Origin of the sequence: Lentzea sp. NPDC102401, from assembly GCF_044765805.1 — a bacterium.
In the GTDB taxonomy this organism is placed as follows: Bacteria; Actinomycetota; Actinomycetes; order Mycobacteriales; family Pseudonocardiaceae; genus Lentzea; species Lentzea sokolovensis.
Window position 1 is genome coordinate 137,620 of the sequence record NZ_JBIWKS010000011.1, and the last position, 23,528, is coordinate 161,147.

Sequence of the window (23,528 nt, forward strand, 5' to 3'; positions counted from 1 at the left end):
CCCGAGAACCTGACGGGTCAGCTCAACGGCCGAATCCCCCACCGCGCGCCCCAGGACTCCCCGGGAGAGACCCGGATCAGGTCCACTCCGGAGTTCAGGGCGTCCGGCGGGCAGGTCATCGGTTCGACGGCGACGGCCCGGCCCCGGCCGGGGTACGAATCGGGCGTGTAGACCTGAACCCACCGAAACGCCGGATCCGCCCACACCTCGACGCCGCCGTCGGGCGAGGCGAGCGTGTGGTGCACCAGCCCGTCCGGGCCCGGCTCGCACCCTCCGAACGGCGTGTCGAGCTGGACCCCGTCCAGCGCCCGCCCCTCCCGGAAGTCGAACTCGGTCCCCTCCACCGGCCGCGCGACGCCCGAAGGCACCATCCGCTCGGTGTCCAGCGGCAGCACGGTCGTCGCGGCAAGCGTCAAGGTGCACGAATCGGTCGGCGCGTTCCCGGCCCGCGGATAGGGATGCATGCCGACACCGAACGGCGTCGCCACGTCTCCCACGTTCGTGACCCCGTGGGTGATCGTCAGTCCTCGATCATCCAGCGCATAGGACACCGTGACGTCCAAAGCGGCTGGCCACCCGGCCTGCGGTTCGATCAACGCCCGCAACGACACCAACGACCCGGTGTGCTCCAGAACTGTCCACGGACGACGTCGAAGCAGCCCGTGAATCGCGTTCCCGCGAGCGGGCTCGGTGACCTCCAGCTGCTGCCGAACCCCGTCCAGCACCCAGGACGCGCCGGCGGTCCGGTTGGGCCAGGGCACCAGCACGGCCCCGGCGCTCATCGGCGGCTTCTCGTCCTCGCCGAATGTCTCCACATACGGAACGCCATCCACCTCGAAAGACCGCAGGCCCGCGCCTACAGTCGTGATCACGGCGGTGGCACCCTCGTACGAGATCCCCAACATGAGGCTGAAGCCTACGGGGCCAGCGAAAGGATTTGCCCATGAAGGTTCATCACCTCAACTGCGCCACGATGAGGCCGCCCCTGGTCGCGGGCGGGATCGTGGCCCACTGCCTGCTGATCGAGACCGACCAGGGCCTGACCCTCGTCGACACGGGCTTCGGCACGCACGAGGTGAGCGACCCGAAAGCGACGATCGACCCGCTGAGCCGCAAGCTGCTCAAGCCGGCGCTCGACATCACCGAGACGGCGATCAGCCAGGTCGAGCGGCGCGGCTACACGGCCGACGACGTCCGGCACATCCTGCTGACCCACCTCGACCTCGACCACGCGGGCGGGCTGCGCGACTTCCCCAAGGCCACCGTGCACGTGCTGGACGCGGAGCTGGAAGCCGCGACGAACCCCAAGGGCACCAAGGAACGGGCGCGGTACCCGAAGGCGCAGCGCGAGGGCGTCACGTTCGAGACCCACAAGGCCGAGGGCGAGGACTGGTTCGGTTTCGAGGCCGTCAGCGCCATCCCCGGCCTGCCGGAGGACGTCCTGATGGTGCCGCTGATCGGCCACACCCGCGGCCACACGGGCATCGCCGTGAAGAGCGACAACGGCTGGCTGCTGCACGCCGGCGACGCGTACTTCTACCGCGGCGAGGTGGAGACGCCGTCCAGCAACATCTTCGCGCTCAAACTCACCGCCAAGCAGACCGAGACGATCCGCGAGCAGCGTCTGTCCAATGTGGAACGCCTGAAGGAGCTCAAGGCACAGGGCGAAGTCGAGGTGTTCTGCGCGCACGACCCGGTCGAACTGGCGCGCCTGGCGTGACGTTCGTCCACCGCATCCGCCTCGACCAGGTCGACGACACGCACCGCTATCCGTTCACGCTCCCGGTCGTCCAGCACCTGATCAGAAACCCGCTGGAGCTCAAGCGCCCCATCACGTTCCTGACCGGGGACAACGGCTCGGGCAAGTCCACCCTGGTCGAGGCGATCGCGGTGGCAGCCGGCTTCAACGCCGAGGGCGGCACCCAGTCCTTCCGCTTCGCGACGAAGGCGACGGAGTCGTCGCTGGGCGACTACCTGATCCTGAGCTGGGGCACCAGAAAGCCCCGCACGGGCTTCTTCCTGCGCGCCGAGTCGTTCTACAACGTCGCCACCGAGATCGACCGGATCGGCGAGGGGATCCACGCGTCGTACGGCGGAAAGTCGTTGCACGAACGCTCACACGGCGAGAGCTTCATCGACCTGATGACGCACCGGTTCGGCAGCAAAGGCCTTTACGTGCTGGACGAGCCGGAGGCGGCGTTGTCCGTCAAAGGCTGCCTCACGGTCCTGAGGCGCATGCACGAACTCGTCGAAGAAGGTTCGCAGTTCATCATCGCCACGCACTCGCCGATCCTGCTCGCGGCACCGAACGCCACGATCCTGGAGATCACCGACACGATCGACGAGATCGACTACGACACAGCGGAACCGGTCCGGCTCACCCGCAACTTCCTGGGCGAACCGGACCGGTTCCTGAAGCACCTGCTGGAGTAGCTACTTGCCGAGGTTCTCCGGGTGGGTCTCCACCTTGCCGTGCAGCACGCGGTTGATGCCCCAGAGCACCAGGCCGGCCAGCAGCAGCCAGCCCGCGATCTTGTAGTCGTCGAACGGACGCCCGGACGTCCACGGGATCGCGAGGTACGCACACGTGATCGCGCCGAGCACCGGCGCCCACGTGGGCGCCCGGAAGTGCTTGTGCTCCGACTTCTCCCTGCGCAGCACCAGACACGCGACGTTGACGATGGCGAAGACGATCAGCAGCAGCAACGACGTCGTGCCGCCGAGCTTGCCGATGTCCGCGGTCGACACCAGGATCACCGCGACGCCGGTCGTGAAGACGATCGAGATCCACGGCGTGCGGCGGAACGGGTGCACGGCGCCGAAGAACTTCGGGATGATCTTCTCGTTCGCCATGCCGTACAACAACCTCGACGCCATCAGCATGTTGATCAGGGCCGAGTTGATGACGGCCAGCAGACCGATCAACGCGAAGATCCACAGCGGGAAGCCGGGCGCGCCGACGGTGACGACCTTCAGCAACGCGCTGCTGCCGGCCTTCGCGAGCTCGTCGGACGGGATCAGCAGCGACGACGTGATCGCGACGAGCACGTAGATCAGGGCCGCGATGCCCATGCCCCACAGCATCGCGCGCGGGAAGATCTTGACCGGGTTGCGGCACTCCTCCGCCATGTTGACCGAGTCCTCGAAGCCGACCATCGCGAAGAACGCGAGTGCCGTGGCCGAGGTGACCGCGAGCACCACGTTGCTGCCGGACGGGACGTGGATGTCGGTGAGCCTGCCGGGGTCTCCGTCGCCGTTGACGACGGCCCACGCGCCGATCAGGATGATGATCACCAGACCGGACAGCTCGATGCAGGTCAGCACCACGTTGGCCTTGACCGACTCGGACACGCCGCGGAAGTTGATGACCGCCAGCGCCGCGATGAAGACGATCGCGATGCCGGTGATGACCAGTGACTCCGGGCTGAGCGCGAGGTCGAAGAACTCCACCAGCAGCTGCCGCAGGTATGTGCGGCCGAACGCGAGCGCCGCCGACGACGCCGACGTGATGCCGGAGCACATGACCGCGAACGCGACCATGAACGTCAGGAAGTGGATCCCGAACGCCTTGTTCGTGTACAGCGCGGCGCCGGCGGCTCTGGGGTACTTGCCGACGAGTTCGAGGTAGCTGAACGCGGTCAGGAACGCCACCACGAACGCGAGCAGGAAGGGCAGCCAGAGAGCGCCGCCGATCTTGCCTGCCACGTTGCCGGTGAGGGCGTAGATGCCGGTCCCGAGGATGTCGCCGACGACGAAGAACAGCAGCAGCTTCGGGCCGATTGCCCGATTCAGCTCTGGTTGCTCCGTTTGTGGAGTCGCTTCAGCCATGCCCGAAGATTCTGCCTGTTGTGCCTGGCCACCAGCACGAACGGACGCCCACCTCACCCAATTGGTGTAACAATTCCCGCATGGGAGTTCGACTGAAACTCGCGATCGTCGCCGCCGTGACGCTGACCGCCTGCTCGTCCCCGACGCCTGCCGAGAACAACTCCCAGCACCGCGACGTGAAGAGCATCATCGCCGCGGTGACCAAGTCGATCAACGAGAAGGGGACCTACCGCTTCAGCATCACGCCACCGCCCACGGGAGGCGGCGTGCGAGCCCCGTCCAGCGGCTCGATCCGGCTGGGCGGCGAGGTTCCGAGCATGGACGCGACCACCACCCGTCCCGTGCAGACCGACGGCGAGGCGGTCGAACTGAGGCTGCTCTCGACGACGAAGGACACCGCGTTCGTGAAGCTGCCCGCCACCGTCTTCGGCCTGCCCGCCGACAAGCCGTGGGTGAAGCTCGACCGCAAGGCCGGCGACGACTTCACCACGACGGTGCTCGGCTTCCACGACGTCGTCTACCAGCAGGCCGCCTTCACGACGTATCACCTGCCGGTGATGGAGGCGGGCGGCGAGCTCAAGCTGACCGCGGAGATCAACGGCCACACGCGCTACTCGATCGCCGTCGACTACCAGAAGGCCTACGACACCCTGAAGGACGAGGCCCTGCGCGCCGAGGTCAAGCTCGCGCTCGACCAGAAGGTCCCCGGCTCCACCGGTGAGATCGAGCTGGACGAGAACGGCCTGCCGGTGCGCATCACGTTCGTCACCCAGTTCCAGGGCGTGCAGATCGTCGACGAGGCCCGCTTCTCCGACTGGGGCAGCGATGTGAAGATCAGCGAGCCGAACCCGGCCGAGATCAGCTCGCGGAACTGACGCGGTAGCGCCAGATCGCCGGCAGCAGCGCCACCATCGCGACGGACGCCACGACCACCAGCAGGCCACCGACCGACACCGCCGCGGCCGTGCCGAACGCGGCGCCACCCGTGCCGTGCAACAGGTCCGCGATGCGCGGCCCACCCGCGACGACGACGATGAAGACGCCCTGCATCCGCCCGCGCATCTCGTCCGTCGCCGCCGACTGCAGGATCGCGCCGCGGAACGCCATCGACACCATGTCCGCCGCGCCCGCCAGCGCCAGGAATCCGGCCGCGACCCAGATCGACCCGGCAAGACCGAAGCCCATGATCGCGAGACCCCAACCGACCACGGCGAGCGTCAGCGCGACCCCGTGGCGACTGACGTTCGAGATCCAGCCGGACGTGAGTCCGCAGATCACCGCGCCGACCGGAATCGCCGCGAACAGCACGCCGAGCGCGAACCCACCACCGGCCGGGTCGCCGAACGTGTGCTGGGCCATCTCCGGGAACAGCGCCCGCGGCATGCCGAACACCATCGCGATGATGTCCAGCAGCATGCTCGCCATCAGCACCTTCTGCGCCCACAGGTACGTGAAGCCGGCCAGCACGTCCCGCAGCCCTGCGCGGCGCACCACCCCGTCCAGCGGCGGCATCGCGGGCAGCTTCCACACCGCGTAGACCGTCACGACGAGCGCGATGGCGTCCACCAGGTACAACGTCGAGAGCCCGACGATCGGCATGAACGCACCCGCGAGCAACGGCCCGAGCACCGCGCCGAACTGCATGACGGTCGACCCGAGCGCACCGGCCGACGGCAACAGCTCAGCAGGCACCAGCCGGGCGATGGAGGCCTGCCGCGCCGGCGCGTTGGCCGCGAAGAAGACCTGCTGCAGGCCGAGCAACGCGATCACCAACCACACCGAGCCGATGTTCATCGCGGCCTGCGCCCACAGCAGCACCGACGAGACGGCGATGCCGATGTTCGTGACGAGCAGCAGCTTGCGACGGTCGACCGTGTCCGCGATCGCGCCACCCCACAGCCCGAACACGAGCAGCGGAACGAGCGCGACACCAGCGGCGATGCCGACCCACGCGGACGAGCCGGTGAGGTCGTAGACCTGCTTGGGCACAGCAACGGCGGTGAGCTGGGAGCCCACCGCCGTCACGATCGTGGAGAGCCACAACCGGCGATACGCGACGATCTTCAACGGACGAGTGTCGATCACGAACGTCGAGCGCGCGCTTCTCCCCACAGTGGCCACTTGGTTAGCCTATGGCAACTAACAAGCGCTTCATGTGATTGTGTCGCCAACACCACTCGTCAGAGACGCACCGGGTAGACCGGCTCCGGCACCTTCGGGCTGATCCGGCCCTCGACGAAGATCCCGTGCCAGATCATGAAGCACAGCAGGCTCCACAGCTGCCGGCTCCGGTCGAACTGCTCGGACTTGTGCTCGGCGAGCAGGTCCAGAACCGCGTTCTTGTCGAGCAGGTGACCGGTCTGCGAGTCGTTGATGATCCCCCGCGCCCAGTCGTACATCTCGTCGCGCAGCCACAACCGGATCGGCACCGGGAACCCGAGCTTGGGCCGGTTCAGCACGTGCGCCGGAATGATCTTCGCCAACGCCTTGCGCAGCGCGTACTTGGTCGTACCCTCGGTGAGCTTCTGGTCGAGCGGCACCTCCGCCGCGACCCGGAACACCTCGGGGTCGAGGAACGGCACGCGCAGCTCGATCGAGTTCGCCATGGTCACCTTGTCGGCCTTGACCAGGATGTCGCCGCGCAACCACGTGTAGAGGTCGATGTGCTGCATGCGCGCGACCGGATCCCAGTCCTCCGACTCGCGGTACCAAGGCGCTGTGACGTCCTTGAAGCCCACGCCTTCGACGTACCCAGGAAACACCGCACGCACCTGCGCATCACTGAAGTTGCGCGCGTTGCCGTAGTACCGGTCCTCCAGCCGAAGCGCCCCACGCCGCAAGAGATCCTTACCGCGCACACCCTCCGGAATGGACTTCGACACCGCGCCCATCAACTTCCGAACGCCACCGGGCACCTTCTCGAACGGCGCCAACGACAGCGGCTCGTGATAGATCACGTACCCACCGAACAGCTCGTCCGCACCCTCACCGGACAGCACAGCCTTGACGTACTTACGCGCTTCCTTCGCGATGAAGTACAGCGGCACCAACGCCGGGTCCGCCACCGGGTCGTCGAGGTACCAGAGGATGAGCGGCAGCTCCTCCATCATCTCGTCGGCCGACACGGTCCTCACCACATGCCGCACCCCGATGGCCGCCGCCGTCTCCGCGGCAACATCGACCTCCGAGTACCCGTCACGATCAAACCCGCTGGTGAACGCGATGAGGTTCGGGTTGTGCAGCTTCGCCAACGTCGCAGTGGCGGTGGAGTCGATCCCACCCGACAGGAACGCACCGACCGTGACGTCCGGGTCCGAGATCATGTGCTTGGACACCGAGTCACGCATGACGTCGGCAATGCGCTCGTGCAGCGCCTCAGCCTCGTGCGCCCCGTTGACGGGCCGGGGGTTGAACACGGGCTTGAAGTACCGGTTGAACAGCACCTGCCCACCAGGCGACACCTTGAACGACGTCCCGGACTCCACCCGCCGAATCGCCTTGTGCAGCGACTCAGGCTCAGGCACGTACTGCAACACCAGGTAGTGCTGCAACGCCGTCTGGTCCAGCTCCTGACTGATGCCAAGAACCCCGGTCAGCTGCAGCAAGCTCTTCTTCTCGGACGAGAACCCGACCCCGCCGGGCCCAGCGGCCCAGTACAACGGCTTGATCCCGAACGGATCGCGAGCGCCGAAGACCACCCGCTCCTGCGCGTCCCAGATCATGAACGCGAACATGCCGCGCAACATCTTGACCCAGTCAGCACCGAGGTAGTGATAACCGGCGACGATGGCCTCACCATCACCCTTGGTCTTGAACTGGGCCCCGAACTTCCGCATGAGCTCCGAACGAAGCTCCTTGTAGTTGTAGATCTCGCCGTTGAAGTTCAACGTGTACCGCGTCGGGTTCTCCGGCGGCCCCCACACCAGCGGCTGATGCGAGTGCTCAAGATCGATGAATCCAAGCCGGTTGAACCCGTAGACGACCTCAGCATCAGCCCAGGTGTCCTGCTCGTCGGGCCCACGGTGCCGCTGGCAGCGCAGCGCTGCGGCCACAGAGGCACGCGCGGAGACCGCAGCTGCTTCGGTGGAACAGATGAGTCCGAGCACTCCGCACACGTGAAATCGCACCTCGTAGCTAGCTGTTGCTGAAATCCCAGTATGCCGAAGCCGGGATCGGACATTCTCCGCAGCCTGAGGACGCCTGAGCGACCAGTCAGGTTCACCGCCACCCCAGCCCACTCACCCGCGAAGCCGAAGGCGAGCCGTCCTTACCGAGCGAGCCCGGCGGTGGGGTCCCGTCACGAGTCGCGCCACAGCTCCTGCTGCATGCAGGTAGGGGTGTCAACTCGACACGCTTTTCGTCGAGTTGACACCCCTACCTGCATGTGGCCCGCTCTTGGTTCGGCTCGTGACGGGACCCCACCGCCAACGCAACCCTCAAAGCAACAGGCAGCCGCCCAACGCAACAGGCGTGCCATCAACCCGCCCACGGCGCCACCCCCCGATCAGATTGCCGGGGGTCTGGGGGCAGAGCCCCCAGGGGAAGCACCCAACCGCAGGCCCGCCAACGCAACAGGGGAACGCACGCTAACGCAGGCGTCCCCCCGATCTCGGAACCCCTACAACTCAACCTACTCAGAGGGTCCGACAAGATCAGCAAACAGCAAAAGGGGCGCCTCCCGCCCACAGGAGACACCCCATCCGCAAAAGCCCTACCCCGGCGAAGCCCTACGGAGCGACCCGCTCCAAACTCCACCCGTCCCGACCATCCCGGAACCGCAACCGGTCATGCATCCGATCCCGCCGCCCCTGCCAGAACTCGACCTCTTCAGGCCGAATCCGCCACCCACCCCAATGCGGCGGCACAGGAATCTTCTCGGTATCGGCGAACTGCCGCTCAATCTTGTGCAGAGCAGAATCCAATGTGGACCGCCCGGTCACGACCCGGGACTGAGGCGAAGCCCAGGCCCCGATCTGCGACCCCCGAGGCCGCGAGTTCCAGTACTCAGCGGTCTCCACAGGCCCGACCTTCTCCACAACCCCACGCACGTGAGCCTGCCGCTGCATCGCGAACCACGGGAAGGTGGCCGACGCATAGCGAGTGGCCATCAGATCGTGCGACTTGTTGGACGTGTAGTTCGTGAAGAACACGAGACCACGCGAATCCAACCCCTTCGCCAACACGGTCCGCGACGACGGACGGCCCTTCACGTCAGTCGTGGCGAGCACCATCGCGTTCGGCTCGGCAAGGCCTGCGTTGGTCGCGTCGTCCAGCCACAGCTGGAGCTGTTCGTGCCAGGTGGCGGCAAGCTCCGACTCGCTGAGCGAGCCCTGCTCGTAGGACACGCGCATCGCCGGTAGTGCGATGTTCGTGGTCTCCGTCATCGGCGAACCTCCAAGCGGCGGCAGAACTCGTGGTCCCTGGACCCGCGACCATACGCACGGCGAACGGATCCCGAAACCGCCTGCGCGGTGATGACCACCACCTGAACGGTGACTGTCCGTGCAAAGAACAGTTCTGGATCGAGTCCGTGATCGAATCAGATGGCATCGAGCGCACGTGTGACGGTGACCACGTCATCACCCAGTGCGGTGGCAAGGGTTCCGCCTGCTGCCAACGGAACGACGCTCCACCACTCCCCGCCGTCCGAACCGCGCACCGCCGAGTCCAGGACCACCTCGGTGCCGACGACCCGCTTACCGGCCAGACCCGCGGAGGACGCGTCGACCTCCGCGTCCCCCACGACCAGCTGCTGGTGCAACAACGGCGTGCCACAACGGGTTGCGCGCATCGTCGAAGACAACGTGCCCGGCTTCTCCTCGGCCCGGCCGAGCACCAGAACCTCGCGAGTTCGCAACTGTGCGTGACCGTCCAATTCGGCCTCCACCACCGCGGTGTGACGCGCACGGCTCGTTACGACGGTCGGTTCCGGCAGGTAGGACACGGTTCCCTCGACCAAAAACCGCACGACCGACGAGGAAGCCGCGCCAGACGAGCCGGGCAACAACAGGGTCGCCGCAACACCTCGAAGCTCAAGCGAGGCTCCAGGACCGACTTCGACGGTCAGGGACAACGAATCGCCGCCCAACGGCGCGGTGACCGAAGAAACCAGGTGCACCAAGGCAACCGGCCCCACCCGCCGGTGCGGCACCAATGTCAACGGTGTCATCGACCGCAGAACTCGCACGACGCTGTTGCCGTGCGAGTCCAAGGTGACCACCAGCCGTGCTGCTGCCTTCACAGAACCGCCTTCACAGCTGGGCCAGCACCCACTTCGCGACCTCGGGCGCATCGGGCGTCTCGACCAGCGACTGCGCGATCACCGGCAGCTCCCCGCGCATCCGGTGCGCGTCGGAGATCATCACGTCCATGTCAGCGCCCACGTACGGCGCCAAATCGATCTTGTTGATGACCAGCAGATCCGCAGTGGTGACTCCAGGCCCACCCTTGCGCGGCACCTTGTCCCCGCCGGCCACGTCCACCACGAAAATCTGTGCATCGACCAATCCACGTGAGAACACCGCGGTCAGGTTGTCGCCGCCACTCTCGATGATCACCAAGTCCAACGACGAATGCCGGTGCTCCAATCGCTCCACCGCATCAAGGTTCGCGGTGATGTCGTCGCGAATCGCCGTGTGCGGACAGCACCCGGTCTGCACGGCCTCAACACGTGACGGATCCAGCACCCCGGCTCGCCGCAGAAAATCCGCGTCCTCGGTCGTGTAGATGTCGTTGGTGACGACCGCGAGTTCCAACTGAGAACCCAGTGCGCGGCACAAAGCAGCGGTCAGTGCCGTCTTACCGCTACCCACCGGCCCACCGATGCCGATGCGCGGCGCGGCTCCGTGGTGGTGATCATGCGGGTCGGGCCCGTGGTTAGCTCCCAAAGAGACGCACCCCTTCACGTCGATCATGTGCCTCGGCCAGAAGATCCAAGGCAGGCGAACCCAGCGCGGGCAGTTCCTTGCAGGCCCGCGAAGCAACGTCTTCCACCGCAAGCGAAGCCACGATCGCGTTGACCCCGAACGGATCCAGCCCGAGCAGCCGGACAGCCGCGGACGCCGGCCCGCTGACGGCAAGATAAGCGCAGGTCAGAGCAGCCTCGAACGGCTCACCGACCAACACCCCGATCACCAGCGGCTGGTGCGGATCGCGCGGCAACGCCTCCAGCCGAGCGGAAGGCCAGGCCCGCCGAGCCGCCCGCAGCATCCCCCGCCCCTGCGCCCGCGAAGCGGAACGCTGGGCAGGCGACGGCGTGCGGGCGTCCAGTTCCGCGTCCAGCATCGCAAGGTCCTCACCGCGAGCCGCCGCAGCCGCGAACCCAGCGGCCAGCAGCCCGGCACCCAGCAACCGCCCGTGCAGGAACGACCGCAGCGAAGGCTCGTCGACGACCAGCCCGCGCGCGGCGGCCTCCTCCAGCCCGCCGGAGTGCACGTGGCCGCCACCGGGGAACCGGGAGTCGGCGAGGATCAGCGCGGTCAGCATCAGAACAGGAAATACCGTTGTGCCATCGGCAGTTCCGCGACCGGCGAGGGCTCGACCAGTTCACCGTCGACGTGCACGGCGAAGCTGTCCGGATCGACCTGGACGTCCGGCATCGCGTCGTTCAGCACCATGTCGGCCTTGGTCACCGACCGCGTCGAGGACACCGGCAGCACCTGTCGCGCGTACCGCTCGCCGATCCCCGCCTCGATCGCCTCCGGCGCGACGAAGAACACCGAGGAAGCCGCACCAGCCGTCGCCCCGAACATCGGCCGCGCCCACACCGGCTGCGGCGTCGGGATCGAGGCGTTCGCGTCACCCATCGCGCCCCACGCGATGAACCCGCCCTTCACCACCACCGAAGGCCGCACACCGAAGAACTTGGGCTCCCACAGCACGAGATCGGCCAGCTTGCCGACCTCGACCGACCCGACCTCGGACGCGATCCCGTGTGCCACAGCGGGGTTGATCGTGTACTTGGCGACGTACCTCTGAGCCCGCAGGTTCGAGTCCAGCGAACGACGCGACGACATCACGTGCGCGGTCTGCCAGGTCCGGATGATCACCTCGCCGACGCGGCCCATCGCCTGCGAGTCCGACGAGATCATCGAGATCGCGCCCAGGTCGTGCAGCACGTCCTCGGCCGCGATCGTGGTCGGCCTGATGCGCGACTCCGCGAACGCCAGGTCCTCCGGCACGGACGGGTTGAGGTGGTGGCAGACCATCAGCATGTCGAGGTGTTCTTCGAGCGTGTTGACGGTGTGCGGCCGCGTCGGATTGGTGGACGACGGCAGCACGTTCGGCAGGGACACCACGCGGATGATGTCCGGCGCGTGCCCGCCACCGGCACCTTCCGAGTGGTAGGCGTTGATCGACCGGCCGGCGATGGCGTCCACGGTGGACTCCAGGAACCCGGCCTCGTTCAACGTGTCCGTGTGGATCGCGACCTGCACACCCGACTCGTCCGCCACCCGAAGGCAGGCGTCGATCGCGGCGGGCGTCGTGCCCCAGTCCTCGTGCAGCTTGAACCCACCGGCCCCGCCGGCGAGCTGCTCGCGCAGGCCTTCGACGGAGACCGTGTTCCCCTTGCCCAGCAGCAGAACGTTGACCGGCATGTGGTCCATCGACGTCAGCATGCGGTCGAGGTACCAGGCGCCGGGCGTGACGGTGGTGGCCTTCGTGCCCTCCGCCGGGCCGGTGCCGCCGCCGATCAACGTCGTCAGCCCGGACGCCAGCGCCTCGTCCACGATCTGCGGGCAGATGAAGTGGACGTGGCAGTCGATGCCGCCCGCGGTCAGGATCTTGCCGTTGCCGGACAGGATCTCCGTCGACGGCCCGATGACCAGCGACGGGTGGACGCCGTCCATCGTGTCCGGGTTGCCTGCCTTGCCGATCGCGACGATCCGGCCGTCCCGCACGCCGACGTCGGCCTTGACGACACCCCAGTGGTCGAGGATCACCGCACCCGTGATGACCAGGTCGGGAGCGCCCTCGGCACGGGTCGCGACGCCCTGCCCCATCGACTCGCGGATCACCTTGCCACCGCCGAAGATCACCTCGTCGCCGGAGCCGGCGCCGCGCGAACGGTCCTCGGTGACCTCGATGAACAGGTCGGTGTCGGCGAGCCGGATCCGGTCGCCGACCGTCGGCCCGAGCAGCTCGGCGTAACGCTCGCGGTCGATCATCGCTGCAGCCCCCTGACGATCCTCAGTCCCGCCAGCGGAACCAGCGTGACCTCGCGCTCGACCCCCGGCTCGAAGCGCACGGCCGTGCCCGCCGGGATGTCCAGGCGGTAGCCGAACGCGGCCTCGCGGTCGAACGACAGCCCCGTGTTGACCGAGGCGAAGTGGAAGTGCGACCCGACCTGGACGGGCCGGTCGGCGACGTTCACGACGACCATCGTCACGCGCGGCCGGCCGGGATTCAGCTCGACGGGCTCGGAACCGACGATCACCTCGCCCGGCGCCGGACCGGCGGAAGGCGCGATCGGATGGTGCACGGTGACGAGCTTGGTGCCGTCCGGGAAGGTCGCCTCCGCCTGCACCGAGTCGATCATCTCCGGTATGCCTCGCATGACCTGCTCCGGCGCGAGCACGGTCCGCCCGCTCTCCATGAGCTCGCTGACAGTGCGGCCGTCCCGCGCGCCCTCCAGCACGTGGTCGGTGATCAGCGCGACGGCCTCGGGGTAGTTGAGCAGCACCCCGCGTTCGAGCCTCCTCCGTGCCACGTCAGCGGCGACGTGCACGAGGAGCTTGTCCCGTTCATGCGGCGTCAGATGCACCCGGCTGTTCTAACACGCGAAAGCGGCCTATCGAGGAGTGGAAACACGGCTGAAACACGGTCGCGTGTCCACCGACCGGTTGACAACCGGGGTCAGCGGCACGGTCGTCCCGCCGAACCCCCTCGAAAACGCAGGATTCACCCCATGAACGCGATCCGAGTGAGGGGCCTGAAGAAGGCCTACAAGGGCCACCAGGCGGTGGCAGGGGTGGACCTCGACGTCGCACGGGGCGAGGTGTTCGCGGTCCTCGGCCCGAACGGCGCCGGCAAGACCACCAGCGTCGAGATCCTGGAGGGGCACCGCGACCGCGACGCCGGTGAGGTCAGCGTGCTGGGCGTCGACCCGGCCAAGGGCAGCAGGGAGTGGCGTTCCAAGCTCGGCATCGTCCTGCAGAGCGCGACGGACGCCGCGACCTTGACGGTCCGCGAAGCCGTCCACCACTACTCCAGGTACTACGGCGACCCGCGTGACCCGGACGAGGTCATCGACCTCGTCGGACTCACCGAGAAGGCCAAGTCCCGCGGCGGCACGTTGTCCGGTGGTCAGCGGCGCCGGCTCGACGTCGCGCTCGGCATCATCGGCCGCCCGGAGCTCGTGTTCCTCGACGAGCCGACCACCGGCTTCGACCCCGAGGCGCGCCGCCAGTTCTGGAGCCTGATCAAGCTGCTGGCCTCCGAAGGCACCACGATCCTGCTGACCACGCACTACCTGGACGAGGCGGAGGCGCTCGCCGACCGCGTCGCCGTGCTCGCCGGAGGGAAGATCGTCGCCGAGGGCACGCCACAGACGCTCGGCGGCCGTGCGCACGCCGACGCAACCGTGCGCTGGATGTCCGACCGCGGTTACACGGAGATCAAGACCTCCGAACCCACCAAGGCGATCGCCGAGCTGTCCCGCAACGGCGAGCTCGCCGAACTCACCGTCACCCGCCCGTCGCTGGAAGACGTCTACCTGGAGCTGATCAAATGACCACCGCGGTGGCTCTGCCCGGAACCCTGTCGCTCGGTCTCTCGAGGGGTGCGACCGAGCTGCGGGAGTTCTTCCGGCAGAAGGAAAACCTCATCTTCACGGTGTCGCTGCCCGCGATCCTGATGCTGCTGCTCGGCACCGTCTACGTGCACGAGGCCGCGCAGGGCCAGATGTTCGCGGCCAGCATGATCGGCGCCGGCATCATCTCGACGTCGTTCGTCGGACTCGGCATGAGCGTCGTGGCCGACCGCGAGGACGGCACGCTCAAGCGCCTGCGCGGCACGCCGATGCCGTTCACGTCCTACTTCATCGGCAAGATCATCCTGGTCTTCGTGTCGAGCCTGTTCGAGGCCGTGCTGCTGATGATCGTCGCGATGCTGCGGTTCGACGTCGCACTGCCGTCGACCGCGGAGAAGTGGTTCACGTTCGGCTGGGTGTTCGTGCTCGGCGTCATCTCGTGCTCGCTGATCGGCGTCGCGCTCAGCTCGATCGCCAAGTCCACCCGGAACGCGGCGGGCGTGCTGAACCTGCCCTACATCGTGTTGCAGTTCCTCTCGGGTGTTTTCATCAGCCAGGCGGCGCTGCCGGAGTCCCTGCGCGTGACGGGTTCGCTCTTCCCGCTCAAGTGGGTGTGTCAGGGTTTCCGCTCGGTGTTCGCACTGAACGACGGCTATGCGGTCATGGAGGCGGCGGGATCATGGGAGCTCGGCAGGATCGCGCTGGTGCTGGGGGCGTGGACGATCGGCGGCCTGGTACTCGTGAGCAGGACTTTCAAGTGGAGCAACACCGCCAGCTGATCACCTGGTACGTGCTCTTCGCGATCACCCAGATCACCGCTCTGGTGCTCGTCCTGATCGACAACAACAGCCTCGCCGACCGCCTGACTGCGGCGGGGTTGTTGTGCTTGAACGGTGTGTGGTTCCTGCTCTACGGCAGGCGCCTGGTCGTCCGGGGGGACGACGACTGGCACGGCTTCGTCTACGCGGCCGGTTCGCTCGCCACGTTCGCACCGGCGGTCTGGTTCAGCGGCAACGCCACCTTCGCCCTGTTCGGCCTGGTCCCGCAGGTCTACATGGTGCTGCCGCTCGCGTGGGCGTTCGTCCCGATGGTGTTGTTCGTGCTGACACCGCAGATCCTCACCTGGGCCGCGGGTGCCGTCCCCGCGCTGCCATGGCCGGCGGCGCTGCTGATCATCGGCTTCTCCCAGGCGTTCGGGTGGGCCATCAGCCGGATCGCGACGCAGAGCCAGCAGCGCGGTGAGCTGCTGCAACGCATCGAGTCGCTGACCATCGAGGCAGAGCGGGCACGGTGGTCGGCGGACATCCACGACACGCTGGCGCAGGGCTTCACGTCGATCATCACGCTGTTGCAGGGCGCGCAGCCGAACGTCGAGCTGGCGTTGCGGACCGCGCGGGAGAACCTGCGCGAGGCACGGGCACTGGTCGCGTCGAACGCACCGTCGCCTTTGGACGGTTCGACGCTGGAGGACGCGTTGCGGCGGTTGGTCTCCGGGAGCGCGCTGCCGTCGACGTTCCGGGTGATCGGCGACGCGGTCGGGTTGCAGACCTCGGCCGAAGTGGTGCTGCTGCGGACTGTCCAGGAGGCGTTGCACAACGTGGCACGGCATTCCGGCGCCTCGCGGGTCGACGTGGTGATGAGGTTCGACGAGGACAGCGTGTCGCTGGAGGTGCGCGACGACGGGCGCGGGTTCGGGGACGCCCCGGAGGGCTTCGGCCTGCGGGGCATGCGCGCGAGGCTGGAACAGGTGGGTGGCACGCTCTCGCTGTCGAGCGACGAGGGGGCGTCCGTGCTGGTGGAGGTACCGCTGTGATCAGGATTCTGCTGGTGGACGACCATCCCGTGGTGCGTCAGGGCTTGAAGGGCATGCTCGTCGCGGACGATCTGGAGGTCGTCGGCGACGCGGGTTCGGGCCAGGAGGCGATCGCCCAGGCCGCCCTGCTCAGGCCGGACGTCGTGCTGATGGACCTGCGAATGCCCGAAATGGACGGTGTGGCCGCTACCGCGAAGATCGTCGGAACCGGTCCGCGTGTCCTGGTCCTCACGACGTACGAGACGGATTCGGACATTCTTCGCGCGGTCGAGGCCGGCGCGTCCGGGTACCTGCTCAAGGACTCGACGACCGAGGACCTCATCGCGGCGATCCGCGCGGCGGCGCGCGGCGAGACCGTGCTGGCGCCGTCGATGGTCGCGAAGGTCGTCGGGCAGGTGCGCACCCCGCCTCTATCGGCGCGCGAGGCGGAGGTGCTGAAGTTGGTGGCCAAGGGGATGTCCAACGCCGAGATCGGAAGGACGTTGTTCATCTCCGAGGCGACCGTGAAGACTCACCTGTTGCGGGTGTTCAACAAGCTCGGGGTGTCGGACCGCACCGCGGCGGTCACGACGGCGATGGATCGCGGCATGTTGCAGTGACCCAGGACACCCGGCTGTCACCTCCCGGCCACCGGCCTGCAACACTGTGAGCTCCGGCAACGGCGCCGGTCAGGTCCCTGAAGCTCGTCAATCGCCCCGGAGGCGTGACCACATGACCCAGACCGCCGATCCGACCTCGTTGGTGCTTCCCGCCGAGCTCAAGCCGTCTGACGGCCGCTTCGGCTGTGGACCGTCCAAGGTGCGTCCCGAGGCCGTCGCGGCTCTCGCTTCCGAGGGTGCGGCGCTGCTCGGCACGTCCCACCGGCAGAAGCCCGTCAAGAACCTCGTCGGCCGCGTCCGCTCAGGACTGCGCGAGTTGTTCCAGCTGCCGGACGGCTACGAGGTCGTGCTCGGCAACGGTGGCACCACGGCGTTCTGGGACGCGGCGTCGTTCGGGCTGGTCCGCGAGACCGCGCAGCACTTCACCAACGGCGAGTTCTCCTCCAAGTTCGCGAAGGTCACGCAGACCGCACCGTTCCTGAAGGACTCCCTGGTCACCAAGGCCGAGCCGGGCACCACGCCGGAGCTCTTCTACGCCGAGGGCGCCGACCTGGTCGGCTGGGCGCAGAACGAGACCTCGACCGGTGTCGCGATGCCCGTCACCCGCATCGAGGGTTCCGGCGACGCGCTGATCGCGATCGACGCGACGTCCGCTGCCGGTGGCCTGCCGGTGAAGGCTGAGGACTTCGACGTCTACTACTTCGCGCCGCAGAAGTCGTTCGCCTCGGACGGCGGCCTGTGGCTCGCGCTGATGTCGCCCGCCGCACTGGCTCGCGTCGACGAGCTCAAGGACCGCTGGGTGCCGGAGTTCCTGTCGCTGCCGACCGCGCTCGACAACTCGACCAAGGACCAGACGTACAACACGCCGTCGGTCGCCACGCTCTTCTTGCTGGCGCACCAGATCGACTGGATCAACGGCAACGGCGGCCTCGACTGGTCCGTCGCGCGCACGAAGGACTCCTCGGACCGCCTGTACGACTGGGCCGAGAAGACCGCCTACACCACGCCGTACGTCGAGAAGGCCGCTGACCGCTCGCAGGTCGTCGGCACGATCAACTTCTCCGACGACGTGGACGCGGCCGTGGTCGCGAAGGTGTTGCGCGCCAACGGCATCGTGGACGTCGAGCCGTACCGCAAGCTCGGCAAGAACCAGCTGCGCGTCGCGATGTTCCCGGCCATCGAGCCGAACGACGTCACGATCCTGACGCAGGCGATCGACTGGGTCGTCGGCCAGCTCTGAAATGCGGAACGCGGGGGCCCTACGTTTCCCTGAAGGAAACGTAGGGCCCCCGCGTTCCCCTCAGGCAAGTGCTTCCGTGGGCGACTGACGTGCCGCCCGCACCGCGGGATAGACGCCGGCGATGGCGCCGATGAGGATCGCCGAACCCACTCCCCCGAGCAGGGCCGGCCACGGCAGTGCCGCCGGCCATTGCTGACTGATCGAATATCCGGCCGTGACCGCGATTCCCACGATCACGCCGACCAGTCCGCCAAGACCGGACAACAACACCGACTCGGTGAGGAACTGCCACCGGATCTGCCGCCGGGTCGCCCCGAGCGCCCGCCGCAGACCGATCTCCCTGCGTCGTTCCAGCACCGAGATCACCATCGTGTTCGCCACGCCGACGCCACCCACCAACAACGCGACTCCGCCCAATCCCAGGAACAGCGCGTTGTAGGAACTCTCGGCCAGCTGCTGCGCTTCCAGCGCCTCGGACGGCCGGGAAACCTTGACCTCGTTGGACTTCTGCGGGTTCAACGTCGGACCGAGCAGGTTGCGGACGTTGTCGACCTGGTCAGGGGACGTGCGCACGTAGACCGTGTTCGCGTTGCCCTCGAACCCGAACGCCTCCTTGGCCGCGTCCCAGCCGATCAGCGCGGACCTGTCGATCTCCGGCGCGAGCGGCAGCGGCCCCAGGATGCCGACCACGGTGAACCACTGACCGTCGATCCACAGCTGCACACCGGGCTTGTCGATCCCCAGGCGCGAGGCCGCGGTGCCCCCGAGCACCACCGACTTCTCACCCGGCAACAGCCACCGGCCCTCGCGGACCTCGGCGCCCAGCACCTTGAGCAGGTCCTTCTCCGCCGCCTGCACCTGCAACCCGAGCGTGTCGCTGGTCGGCACGAGGTCGTTCTTGCGGACGCTCGCGGACAGTTTGCCGGTGGCGCTGGCCGCCGACACGGCGCCGATCCGCTTGGCCATCGGCACCGCCGTCTCCGGCAGCTTCGCGTCCTGGCCGAAGAAGTCCTGGCCCGGCGCGGCGGTCAGGAGGTTGGTGCCCAGCTTGGACATCTTCTCCTTCAACGCGGCGGCGCTGGAGGCCGGGATGCCGACGACCGCGACCACGGCGGCGATGCCGATCGCGATGCCCAGTGCGGACAGCACCGCGCGGATCGGGCGGGTCCGCATCCCGAAGAAGCCCAGGCGCAAGAGGTCGATCACACGATCACTCCGTCCCGCACTTCAACGCGGCGCGGCGCCCACGCCGCGATGTCCCGGTCGTGCGTGATCATCACGACCGTCGTGCCGTCGGAGTTGAGGCTCTCCAGCAACTCCAGCACACCCGCGCCGTTCTTCGTGTCCAGGTTTCCGGTCGGCTCGTCGGCCAGCAGGATTCCCGGCGTGTTCACCACGGCCCGGGCGATCGCGACCCGCTGACGTTCACCGCCGGACAGCTCGTGCGGCTTGTGCAGCGCGCGGTGGATCAGGCCGACTCTGTCCAAAGCGGACATCGCCATGGCCCGTCTCTTCGAGCGGGGCACACCGGCGTAGACGAGTCCGGAGGCCACGTTCTCGATCGCCGACAGCCCGTCGGTGAGGAAGAACTGCTGGAACACGAACCCGATCGTGCGCGCCCGCAGCGCCGACAAAGCGTTGTCGGACAAGGTGGAGATGTCGTTGCCGTCGATCTCGACCTTGCCGGCTGTCGGCTTGTCGAGCGTGCCCATCAGGTGCAGCAGCGTCGACTTGCCCGAGCCGGACGGCCCCACGATCGCGAGCATCTCCCCGCCCCCGACGGTCAGGGAGACGTCGCGCAACGCCTGCACACCACCGGGATACGTCCGGCTCGCGTGGTCGACGGTGATCACTCGGTGGTCACCACCTTCATGCCCTCGCGCAGGCCCTCGCCCTGCACCTCGACCTGGCCCTTGGCGAAGATGCCGACGGTGACCGGGATGGTCCTGCCGTCCTCGGCGACCACGCCGTAGCCGCCCTCGTTCAACGCGAGCAGCGCGCCGATCGGGACCGCGAGCACGTTCTGCTTCTTCGACACCGTGAAGAGCGCGGTGACGCTGCCGGTCTCGATGCCCTCGGCGGCCTTGGGGTCGTCGACGGAGATCGTCAGCACGATCTTCGGCTTGGAGCCCTGGTTCGGGTCGCCGGTGGTGCGGGTGATGCCGGTGATCGTGCCGGTGGTGGGCTTGCCGCCGGTGATCGACAGCTCGACCTTCTCGCCCTGCTTGGCGAGGCGCTGCTTGGACTGCTCCAGCTCGACGGTCACCGCGCGTTCGGTGCCGGTGACCTTCATCAGGTCGCCGCCGGCGGGGGCGCCGAGTTGGGCGGTCAGCGAGGACACCCGGATCGCTCCTGGTTGGACGATCACGTCACCGGCGCCGAGCTTTCCGGTCTGCTCCAGGCCGTTGGCCTTCTGCCACTTCTTCAGCGCGGTGGCCGTGTAGTACGTGAACTTCTCGTCGGGGGCGCCGAAGTCCTGGAACCCGAGTGCGGCGAGGTTCTCCTCCACCACCTTGACATCGGGCCCGTTCGACATGCCCGATTCGAGATCGCGGTAGAGCGGCATCGAGCTGTAGAACAACGGCACGGGCTTGGCGTCCGAGAAGAACACCGGTTTGCCCTGCTCGATGACGTCGCCCTGCTTCGGCAACCCGGTGACGGTGCCACTTTTCCGGCTGGCCAGAGCCCTTTCCGCACCGAAGCCGAGCTGGCCGGTCACCTGTTGCTGGTCGGCGAGGTTGGTCTTCTTCACCGGCGTGGTCTTCGACGGATCGTTCTGCAACGGTGCGGCGTTGGCCTGGTTGGACGCGATCCTGGTGAGCACCACGACCCCACCTGTGCCGAGCACCACGGCGACGACGAGTGCTGCGACGACGACCTTCCTGTTCACGTAGCGCTTCATCCGACGGGCCTCGCAGCGACCATGCCTTCACCCATGCCGCAGTCCTTCATGTCCTGCTTGACCTTGTCGTCCTCCATGTCGGGCAGCTCGATCGCCTCGCCCATGCCGCCGCCCTCGAACTTCGGGTCCGGCCAGTTGTAACCCCTGTCCCGCATGCACTTCGCGTTCTGGCGCATCTTGTCCTGCTCCTCCGGCGACGGCGGCTTGAACTCGCCACCGTTGGGCAGGTGCTGCTTGCAGGCCTCGTGGGCGGTCTTCATCTTCTCCGGGTCGAGGGCCGCACCGTCCTCGCCGCCGATCGTGATGCCGACGCCCCCGCCGTCCTCCTTCGGGTCCGGCATGTCGATGCCGTTGTCCCGCATGCACTGGGCGAACTTGACCATGTCGCCCTTCTCGTCCTTCTGGGCGGCAGGCTGCTCTTTCGACCCGCAGGCGGTGAGCGCCAGGAGCAGGCCCAGCAACACTGCGATGGTGGATTTCATGGGGACAGGTCTACGGAGAGCGCCATTCGGCGGCGTTAAGCGAAAGGCCTTATCCGGCGCTTATGCCTGTTACGCGGAAAATAGGCGTCATGCGTGTGCTGGTGGTCGAGGACGAACGGTTGCTCGCGGACACGATCGCCGAGGGGTTGCGCAGGTTCTCGATGGCGGTCGACGTCTGTTACGACGGCGAGGCGGCGCTGGAACGGGTGGGCGTGCACGCGTACGACGTCGTGGTGCTCGACCGCGACCTGCCCCTCGTGCACGGTGACGAGGTGTGCAAGGCGGTGCACGCGACCGGCGGCGAGGCGCGGGTGCTGATGCTGACGGCGGCGGCCGAAGTGGACGATCGGGTGGCCGGGCTCGGGCTCGGCGCCGACGACTACCTGACCAAGCCGTTCGCGTTCGCCGAGCTCGTGGCCCGCGTGCAGGCGCTGGGCCGCCGGGCTCGGCCCGCCCTGCCGCCGGTGCTCGAACGGGCCGGCGTGACGCTCGACCTGCCGCGGCACCAGGCGTCGCGCGGCGGGACGTTCCTGCCGCTGTCCCCGAAGGAGTTCGCCGTGCTGGAGGTGCTGATGCGGGCGGAGGGCAACGTGGTGAGTCCCGAGGAGCTGCTGGAGAAGGCCTGGGACGAGCACGCGGACCCGTTCACGAACGCCGTGCGGGTGGCGGTGATGACGCTGCGCCGCAAGCTGGGCGCGCCGCAGGTCATCCAGACCGTGCCCGGTGCCGGCTACCGGTTCGGCTCATGACGCTCCGGACCAGGCTGACGGCCTGGTACGCCGGGGTGTTCCTGATCGCGGGCATCGCGCTGATCGGGCTCAACTACTGGCTGCTCGCCGAGTGGACGCCGGGCGACGGCGTGGCGATGGCCAGGACGGTGCCGGCGGAGCTGGTCGACCCGTACTCCGGCTACACGGCGGTCGCGGCGGGCGAGCTCCCGACCGACACCGCGGTGTTCACCGGCGAGCAGATCAAAGCCAGCACGATGAGCACGGTCCTGTGGCAGTCGATCATCGCGCTGCTGGTGGCCGCGGTGATCGCCGTCTGGCTCGGCTGGGTCGTGGCCGGACGGGTGCTGGCACCGTTGCACTCGATCACCTCGACCGCGCACCGGCTGGAGGCCGAGCGGCTGGACCAGCGCATCGAGCTGGACGGGCCGCCGGACGAGCTGAAGGAGCTCGCGGACACGTTCGACGGGATGCTCGACCGGCTCGCGTCGTCGTTCGACAGCCAGAAGCGGTTCGTCGCGAACGCCTCGCACGAGCTGCGCACGCCGTTGGCAGTGCAGCGCACGTTGATCGAGGTGGCGTTGGGCGACCCCGGCGCGTCGGACGAGATCCGCCGTCTCGGAGCGCATCTGCTCGACACCAACGAGCGAAGCGAGAAGCTCATCGACGGGCTGCTCCTGCTCGCTCGCAGTGACCGCGGGCTCGCCACGCGTGAGCTTGTGTGGCTGGACGAGATCATCGACGACGAAGTGGAGTCGTGCGCCGCGCTGGCCTCGGAGAAAAAAGTCACGTTTGAGGTTCGGACTCGCAGGTATCTGGTGGACGGCGATCCGGTCCTACTTGCCCAGCTCGTCGGCAACCTGTTGCGCAACGCGGTGCTCTACAATAAGCCGGGCGGCTCCGTCTCCGTGAGGCTTGATCAAGAACTGATCGTCACCAACACCGGTCCCACCGTGCCTGCCCAGGCAGTACCCGGATTGTTCGAGCCGTTCCGCCGGCTCCGCGACCGCACCGGGACCGCCGGATCCGGCCTCGGCCTGTCGATCGTGCAGTCCGTGGCGAAGGCTCATCAGGGTTCGGCCAGGGCTCGCCCGAACGGGGGAGGCGGACTCGTGGTCCAGGTGAATCTTCCGGAAACGGGCGTGCGACAGGCCTCGTGAACTGGCAAGATCACGTAGAGATATCG

24 protein-coding genes are annotated in these 23,528 nt (G+C 67.6%); 10 read left to right on the forward strand and 14 right to left on the reverse strand.

Annotated elements, in window-relative coordinates:
• Positions 1-17 precede the first annotated feature (17 nt).
• The gene (locus ACIRG5_RS33005; RefSeq protein WP_402912000.1) at positions 18-905 is read right to left on the reverse strand and encodes an aldose 1-epimerase family protein; all 888 of its coding nucleotides are present in this window, start codon (positions 903-905) and stop codon (positions 18-20) included.
• 38 nt (positions 906-943) lie between these two features.
• Between ACIRG5_RS33005 and ACIRG5_RS33010 the strand changes: the two genes are divergently transcribed.
• Positions 944-1,720, forward strand: coding sequence for an MBL fold metallo-hydrolase (locus ACIRG5_RS33010; RefSeq protein WP_402912003.1), 777 nt, complete (start codon positions 944-946; stop codon positions 1,718-1,720).
• Positions 1,717-2,433, forward strand: a complete 717-nt coding sequence (locus ACIRG5_RS33015; protein ID WP_402912005.1) for an AAA family ATPase — start codon at positions 1,717-1,719, stop codon at positions 2,431-2,433. The genes ACIRG5_RS33010 and ACIRG5_RS33015 overlap by 4 nt, the downstream gene beginning before the upstream one ends.
• Here the strand turns inward: ACIRG5_RS33015 and ACIRG5_RS33020 are convergent, their stop codons facing one another.
• On the reverse strand, positions 2,434-3,828 hold the full coding sequence (locus ACIRG5_RS33020) for an APC family permease (protein ID WP_402912008.1): 1,395 nt from the start codon (positions 3,826-3,828) through the stop codon (positions 2,434-2,436).
• Positions 3,829-3,908: 80 nt separating this feature from the next.
• Here ACIRG5_RS33020 and ACIRG5_RS33025 point away from each other — a divergent pair, with 80 nt between their 5' ends.
• On the forward strand, positions 3,909-4,703 hold the full coding sequence (locus tag ACIRG5_RS33025) for a hypothetical protein (protein WP_402912011.1): 795 nt from the start codon (positions 3,909-3,911) through the stop codon (positions 4,701-4,703).
• Here the strand turns inward: ACIRG5_RS33025 and ACIRG5_RS33030 are convergent.
• The 8 genes from ACIRG5_RS33030 to ACIRG5_RS33065 all read right to left on the reverse strand — a co-directional run bounded on the left by ACIRG5_RS33030 (position 4,687) and on the right by ACIRG5_RS33065 (position 13,591).
• Positions 4,687-5,949 (reverse strand): MFS transporter, encoded by a 1,263-nt coding sequence (locus ACIRG5_RS33030; protein ID WP_319975756.1) that lies wholly within the window; start codon positions 5,947-5,949, stop codon positions 4,687-4,689. The two genes, ACIRG5_RS33025 and ACIRG5_RS33030, sit on opposite strands and share 17 nt — an antisense overlap.
• A gap of 59 nt (positions 5,950-6,008) precedes the next feature.
• Positions 6,009-7,943 carry an asparagine synthase (glutamine-hydrolyzing) gene (gene asnB / locus ACIRG5_RS33035; protein ID WP_402912014.1) on the reverse strand — a complete coding sequence of 645 codons (1,935 nt, stop codon included), beginning with the start codon at positions 7,941-7,943 and terminating at the stop codon, positions 6,009-6,011.
• A gap of 612 nt (positions 7,944-8,555) precedes the next feature.
• Positions 8,556-9,212 (reverse strand): pyridoxamine 5'-phosphate oxidase, encoded by a 657-nt coding sequence (gene pdxH / locus ACIRG5_RS33040; RefSeq protein ID WP_319975758.1) that lies wholly within the window; start codon positions 9,210-9,212, stop codon positions 8,556-8,558.
• A gap of 155 nt (positions 9,213-9,367) precedes the next feature.
• Complete coding sequence (locus ACIRG5_RS33045; protein WP_402912017.1) at positions 9,368-10,069, reverse strand: urease accessory protein UreD; 702 nt, start codon at positions 10,067-10,069, stop codon at positions 9,368-9,370.
• Positions 10,070-10,079: 10 nt separating this feature from the next.
• Positions 10,080-10,742: an urease accessory protein UreG gene (ureG, locus tag ACIRG5_RS33050; RefSeq protein WP_402912019.1), complete on the reverse strand. Its 663-nt coding sequence runs from the start codon at positions 10,740-10,742 to the stop codon at positions 10,080-10,082.
• Positions 10,705-11,316, reverse strand: coding sequence for an urease accessory protein UreF (locus ACIRG5_RS33055; protein WP_402912632.1), 612 nt, complete (start codon positions 11,314-11,316; stop codon positions 10,705-10,707). Before ACIRG5_RS33055 ends, ureG begins: the two co-directional genes overlap by 38 nt.
• On the reverse strand, positions 11,313-12,995 hold the full coding sequence (locus ACIRG5_RS33060; RefSeq protein ID WP_402912022.1) for an urease subunit alpha: 1,683 nt from the start codon (positions 12,993-12,995) through the stop codon (positions 11,313-11,315). The genes ACIRG5_RS33055 and ACIRG5_RS33060 overlap by 4 nt, the downstream gene beginning before the upstream one ends.
• On the reverse strand, positions 12,992-13,591 hold the full coding sequence (locus tag ACIRG5_RS33065) for an urease subunit gamma (protein WP_330271246.1): 600 nt from the start codon (positions 13,589-13,591) through the stop codon (positions 12,992-12,994). Before ACIRG5_RS33065 ends, ACIRG5_RS33060 begins: the two co-directional genes overlap by 4 nt.
• A gap of 144 nt (positions 13,592-13,735) precedes the next feature.
• Here ACIRG5_RS33065 and ACIRG5_RS33070 point away from each other — a divergent pair, with 144 nt between their 5' ends.
• From ACIRG5_RS33070 to serC, 5 genes are all read left to right on the forward strand, one after another.
• Positions 13,736-14,560: an ABC transporter ATP-binding protein gene (locus tag ACIRG5_RS33070; RefSeq protein ID WP_402912025.1), complete on the forward strand. Its 825-nt coding sequence runs from the start codon at positions 13,736-13,738 to the stop codon at positions 14,558-14,560.
• Entirely contained in the window at positions 14,557-15,357 is an 801-nt protein-coding gene (locus tag ACIRG5_RS33075) for an ABC transporter permease (protein ID WP_402912028.1), read from the forward strand. The genes ACIRG5_RS33070 and ACIRG5_RS33075 overlap by 4 nt, the downstream gene beginning before the upstream one ends.
• On the forward strand, positions 15,336-16,391 hold the full coding sequence (locus ACIRG5_RS33080; protein WP_402912031.1) for a sensor histidine kinase: 1,056 nt from the start codon (positions 15,336-15,338) through the stop codon (positions 16,389-16,391). Before ACIRG5_RS33075 ends, ACIRG5_RS33080 begins: the two co-directional genes overlap by 22 nt.
• A complete protein-coding gene (locus ACIRG5_RS33085; protein WP_402912034.1) occupies positions 16,388-16,990 on the forward strand; it encodes a response regulator in 603 nt (200 codons plus the stop codon). Before ACIRG5_RS33080 ends, ACIRG5_RS33085 begins: the two co-directional genes overlap by 4 nt.
• A 112-nt stretch (positions 16,991-17,102) precedes the next feature.
• Positions 17,103-18,230: a phosphoserine transaminase gene (gene serC / locus ACIRG5_RS33090; RefSeq protein ID WP_402912037.1), complete on the forward strand. Its 1,128-nt coding sequence runs from the start codon at positions 17,103-17,105 to the stop codon at positions 18,228-18,230.
• A 60-nt stretch (positions 18,231-18,290) separates the two neighbouring features.
• Here serC and ACIRG5_RS33095 read toward each other — a convergent pair whose 3' ends face one another.
• The 4 genes from ACIRG5_RS33095 to ACIRG5_RS33110 are packed head-to-tail and all read right to left on the reverse strand — an operon-like array spanning position 18,291 to position 21,614.
• On the reverse strand, positions 18,291-19,403 hold the full coding sequence (locus ACIRG5_RS33095; protein WP_402912634.1) for an ABC transporter permease: 1,113 nt from the start codon (positions 19,401-19,403) through the stop codon (positions 18,291-18,293).
• Positions 19,404-19,432: 29 nt separating this feature from the next.
• The gene (locus ACIRG5_RS33100) at positions 19,433-20,083 is read right to left on the reverse strand and encodes an ABC transporter ATP-binding protein (RefSeq protein ID WP_402912040.1); all 651 of its coding nucleotides are present in this window, start codon (positions 20,081-20,083) and stop codon (positions 19,433-19,435) included.
• The gene (locus tag ACIRG5_RS33105) at positions 20,080-21,132 is read right to left on the reverse strand and encodes a peptidoglycan-binding protein (RefSeq protein WP_402912043.1); all 1,053 of its coding nucleotides are present in this window, start codon (positions 21,130-21,132) and stop codon (positions 20,080-20,082) included. Before ACIRG5_RS33105 ends, ACIRG5_RS33100 begins: the two co-directional genes overlap by 4 nt.
• On the reverse strand, positions 21,129-21,614 hold the full coding sequence (locus tag ACIRG5_RS33110) for a hypothetical protein (protein WP_402912046.1): 486 nt from the start codon (positions 21,612-21,614) through the stop codon (positions 21,129-21,131). Before ACIRG5_RS33110 ends, ACIRG5_RS33105 begins: the two co-directional genes overlap by 4 nt.
• Before the next feature lie 89 nt (positions 21,615-21,703).
• On the opposite strand from ACIRG5_RS33110, the gene ACIRG5_RS33115 reads away from it, so the two are divergent.
• Positions 21,704-22,363, forward strand: a complete 660-nt coding sequence (locus ACIRG5_RS33115; RefSeq protein ID WP_402912049.1) for a response regulator transcription factor — start codon at positions 21,704-21,706, stop codon at positions 22,361-22,363.
• A complete protein-coding gene (locus ACIRG5_RS33120) occupies positions 22,360-23,502 on the forward strand; it encodes a sensor histidine kinase (RefSeq protein WP_402912052.1) in 1,143 nt (380 codons plus the stop codon). Before ACIRG5_RS33115 ends, ACIRG5_RS33120 begins: the two co-directional genes overlap by 4 nt.
• Positions 23,503-23,528: the final 26 nt, after the last annotated feature.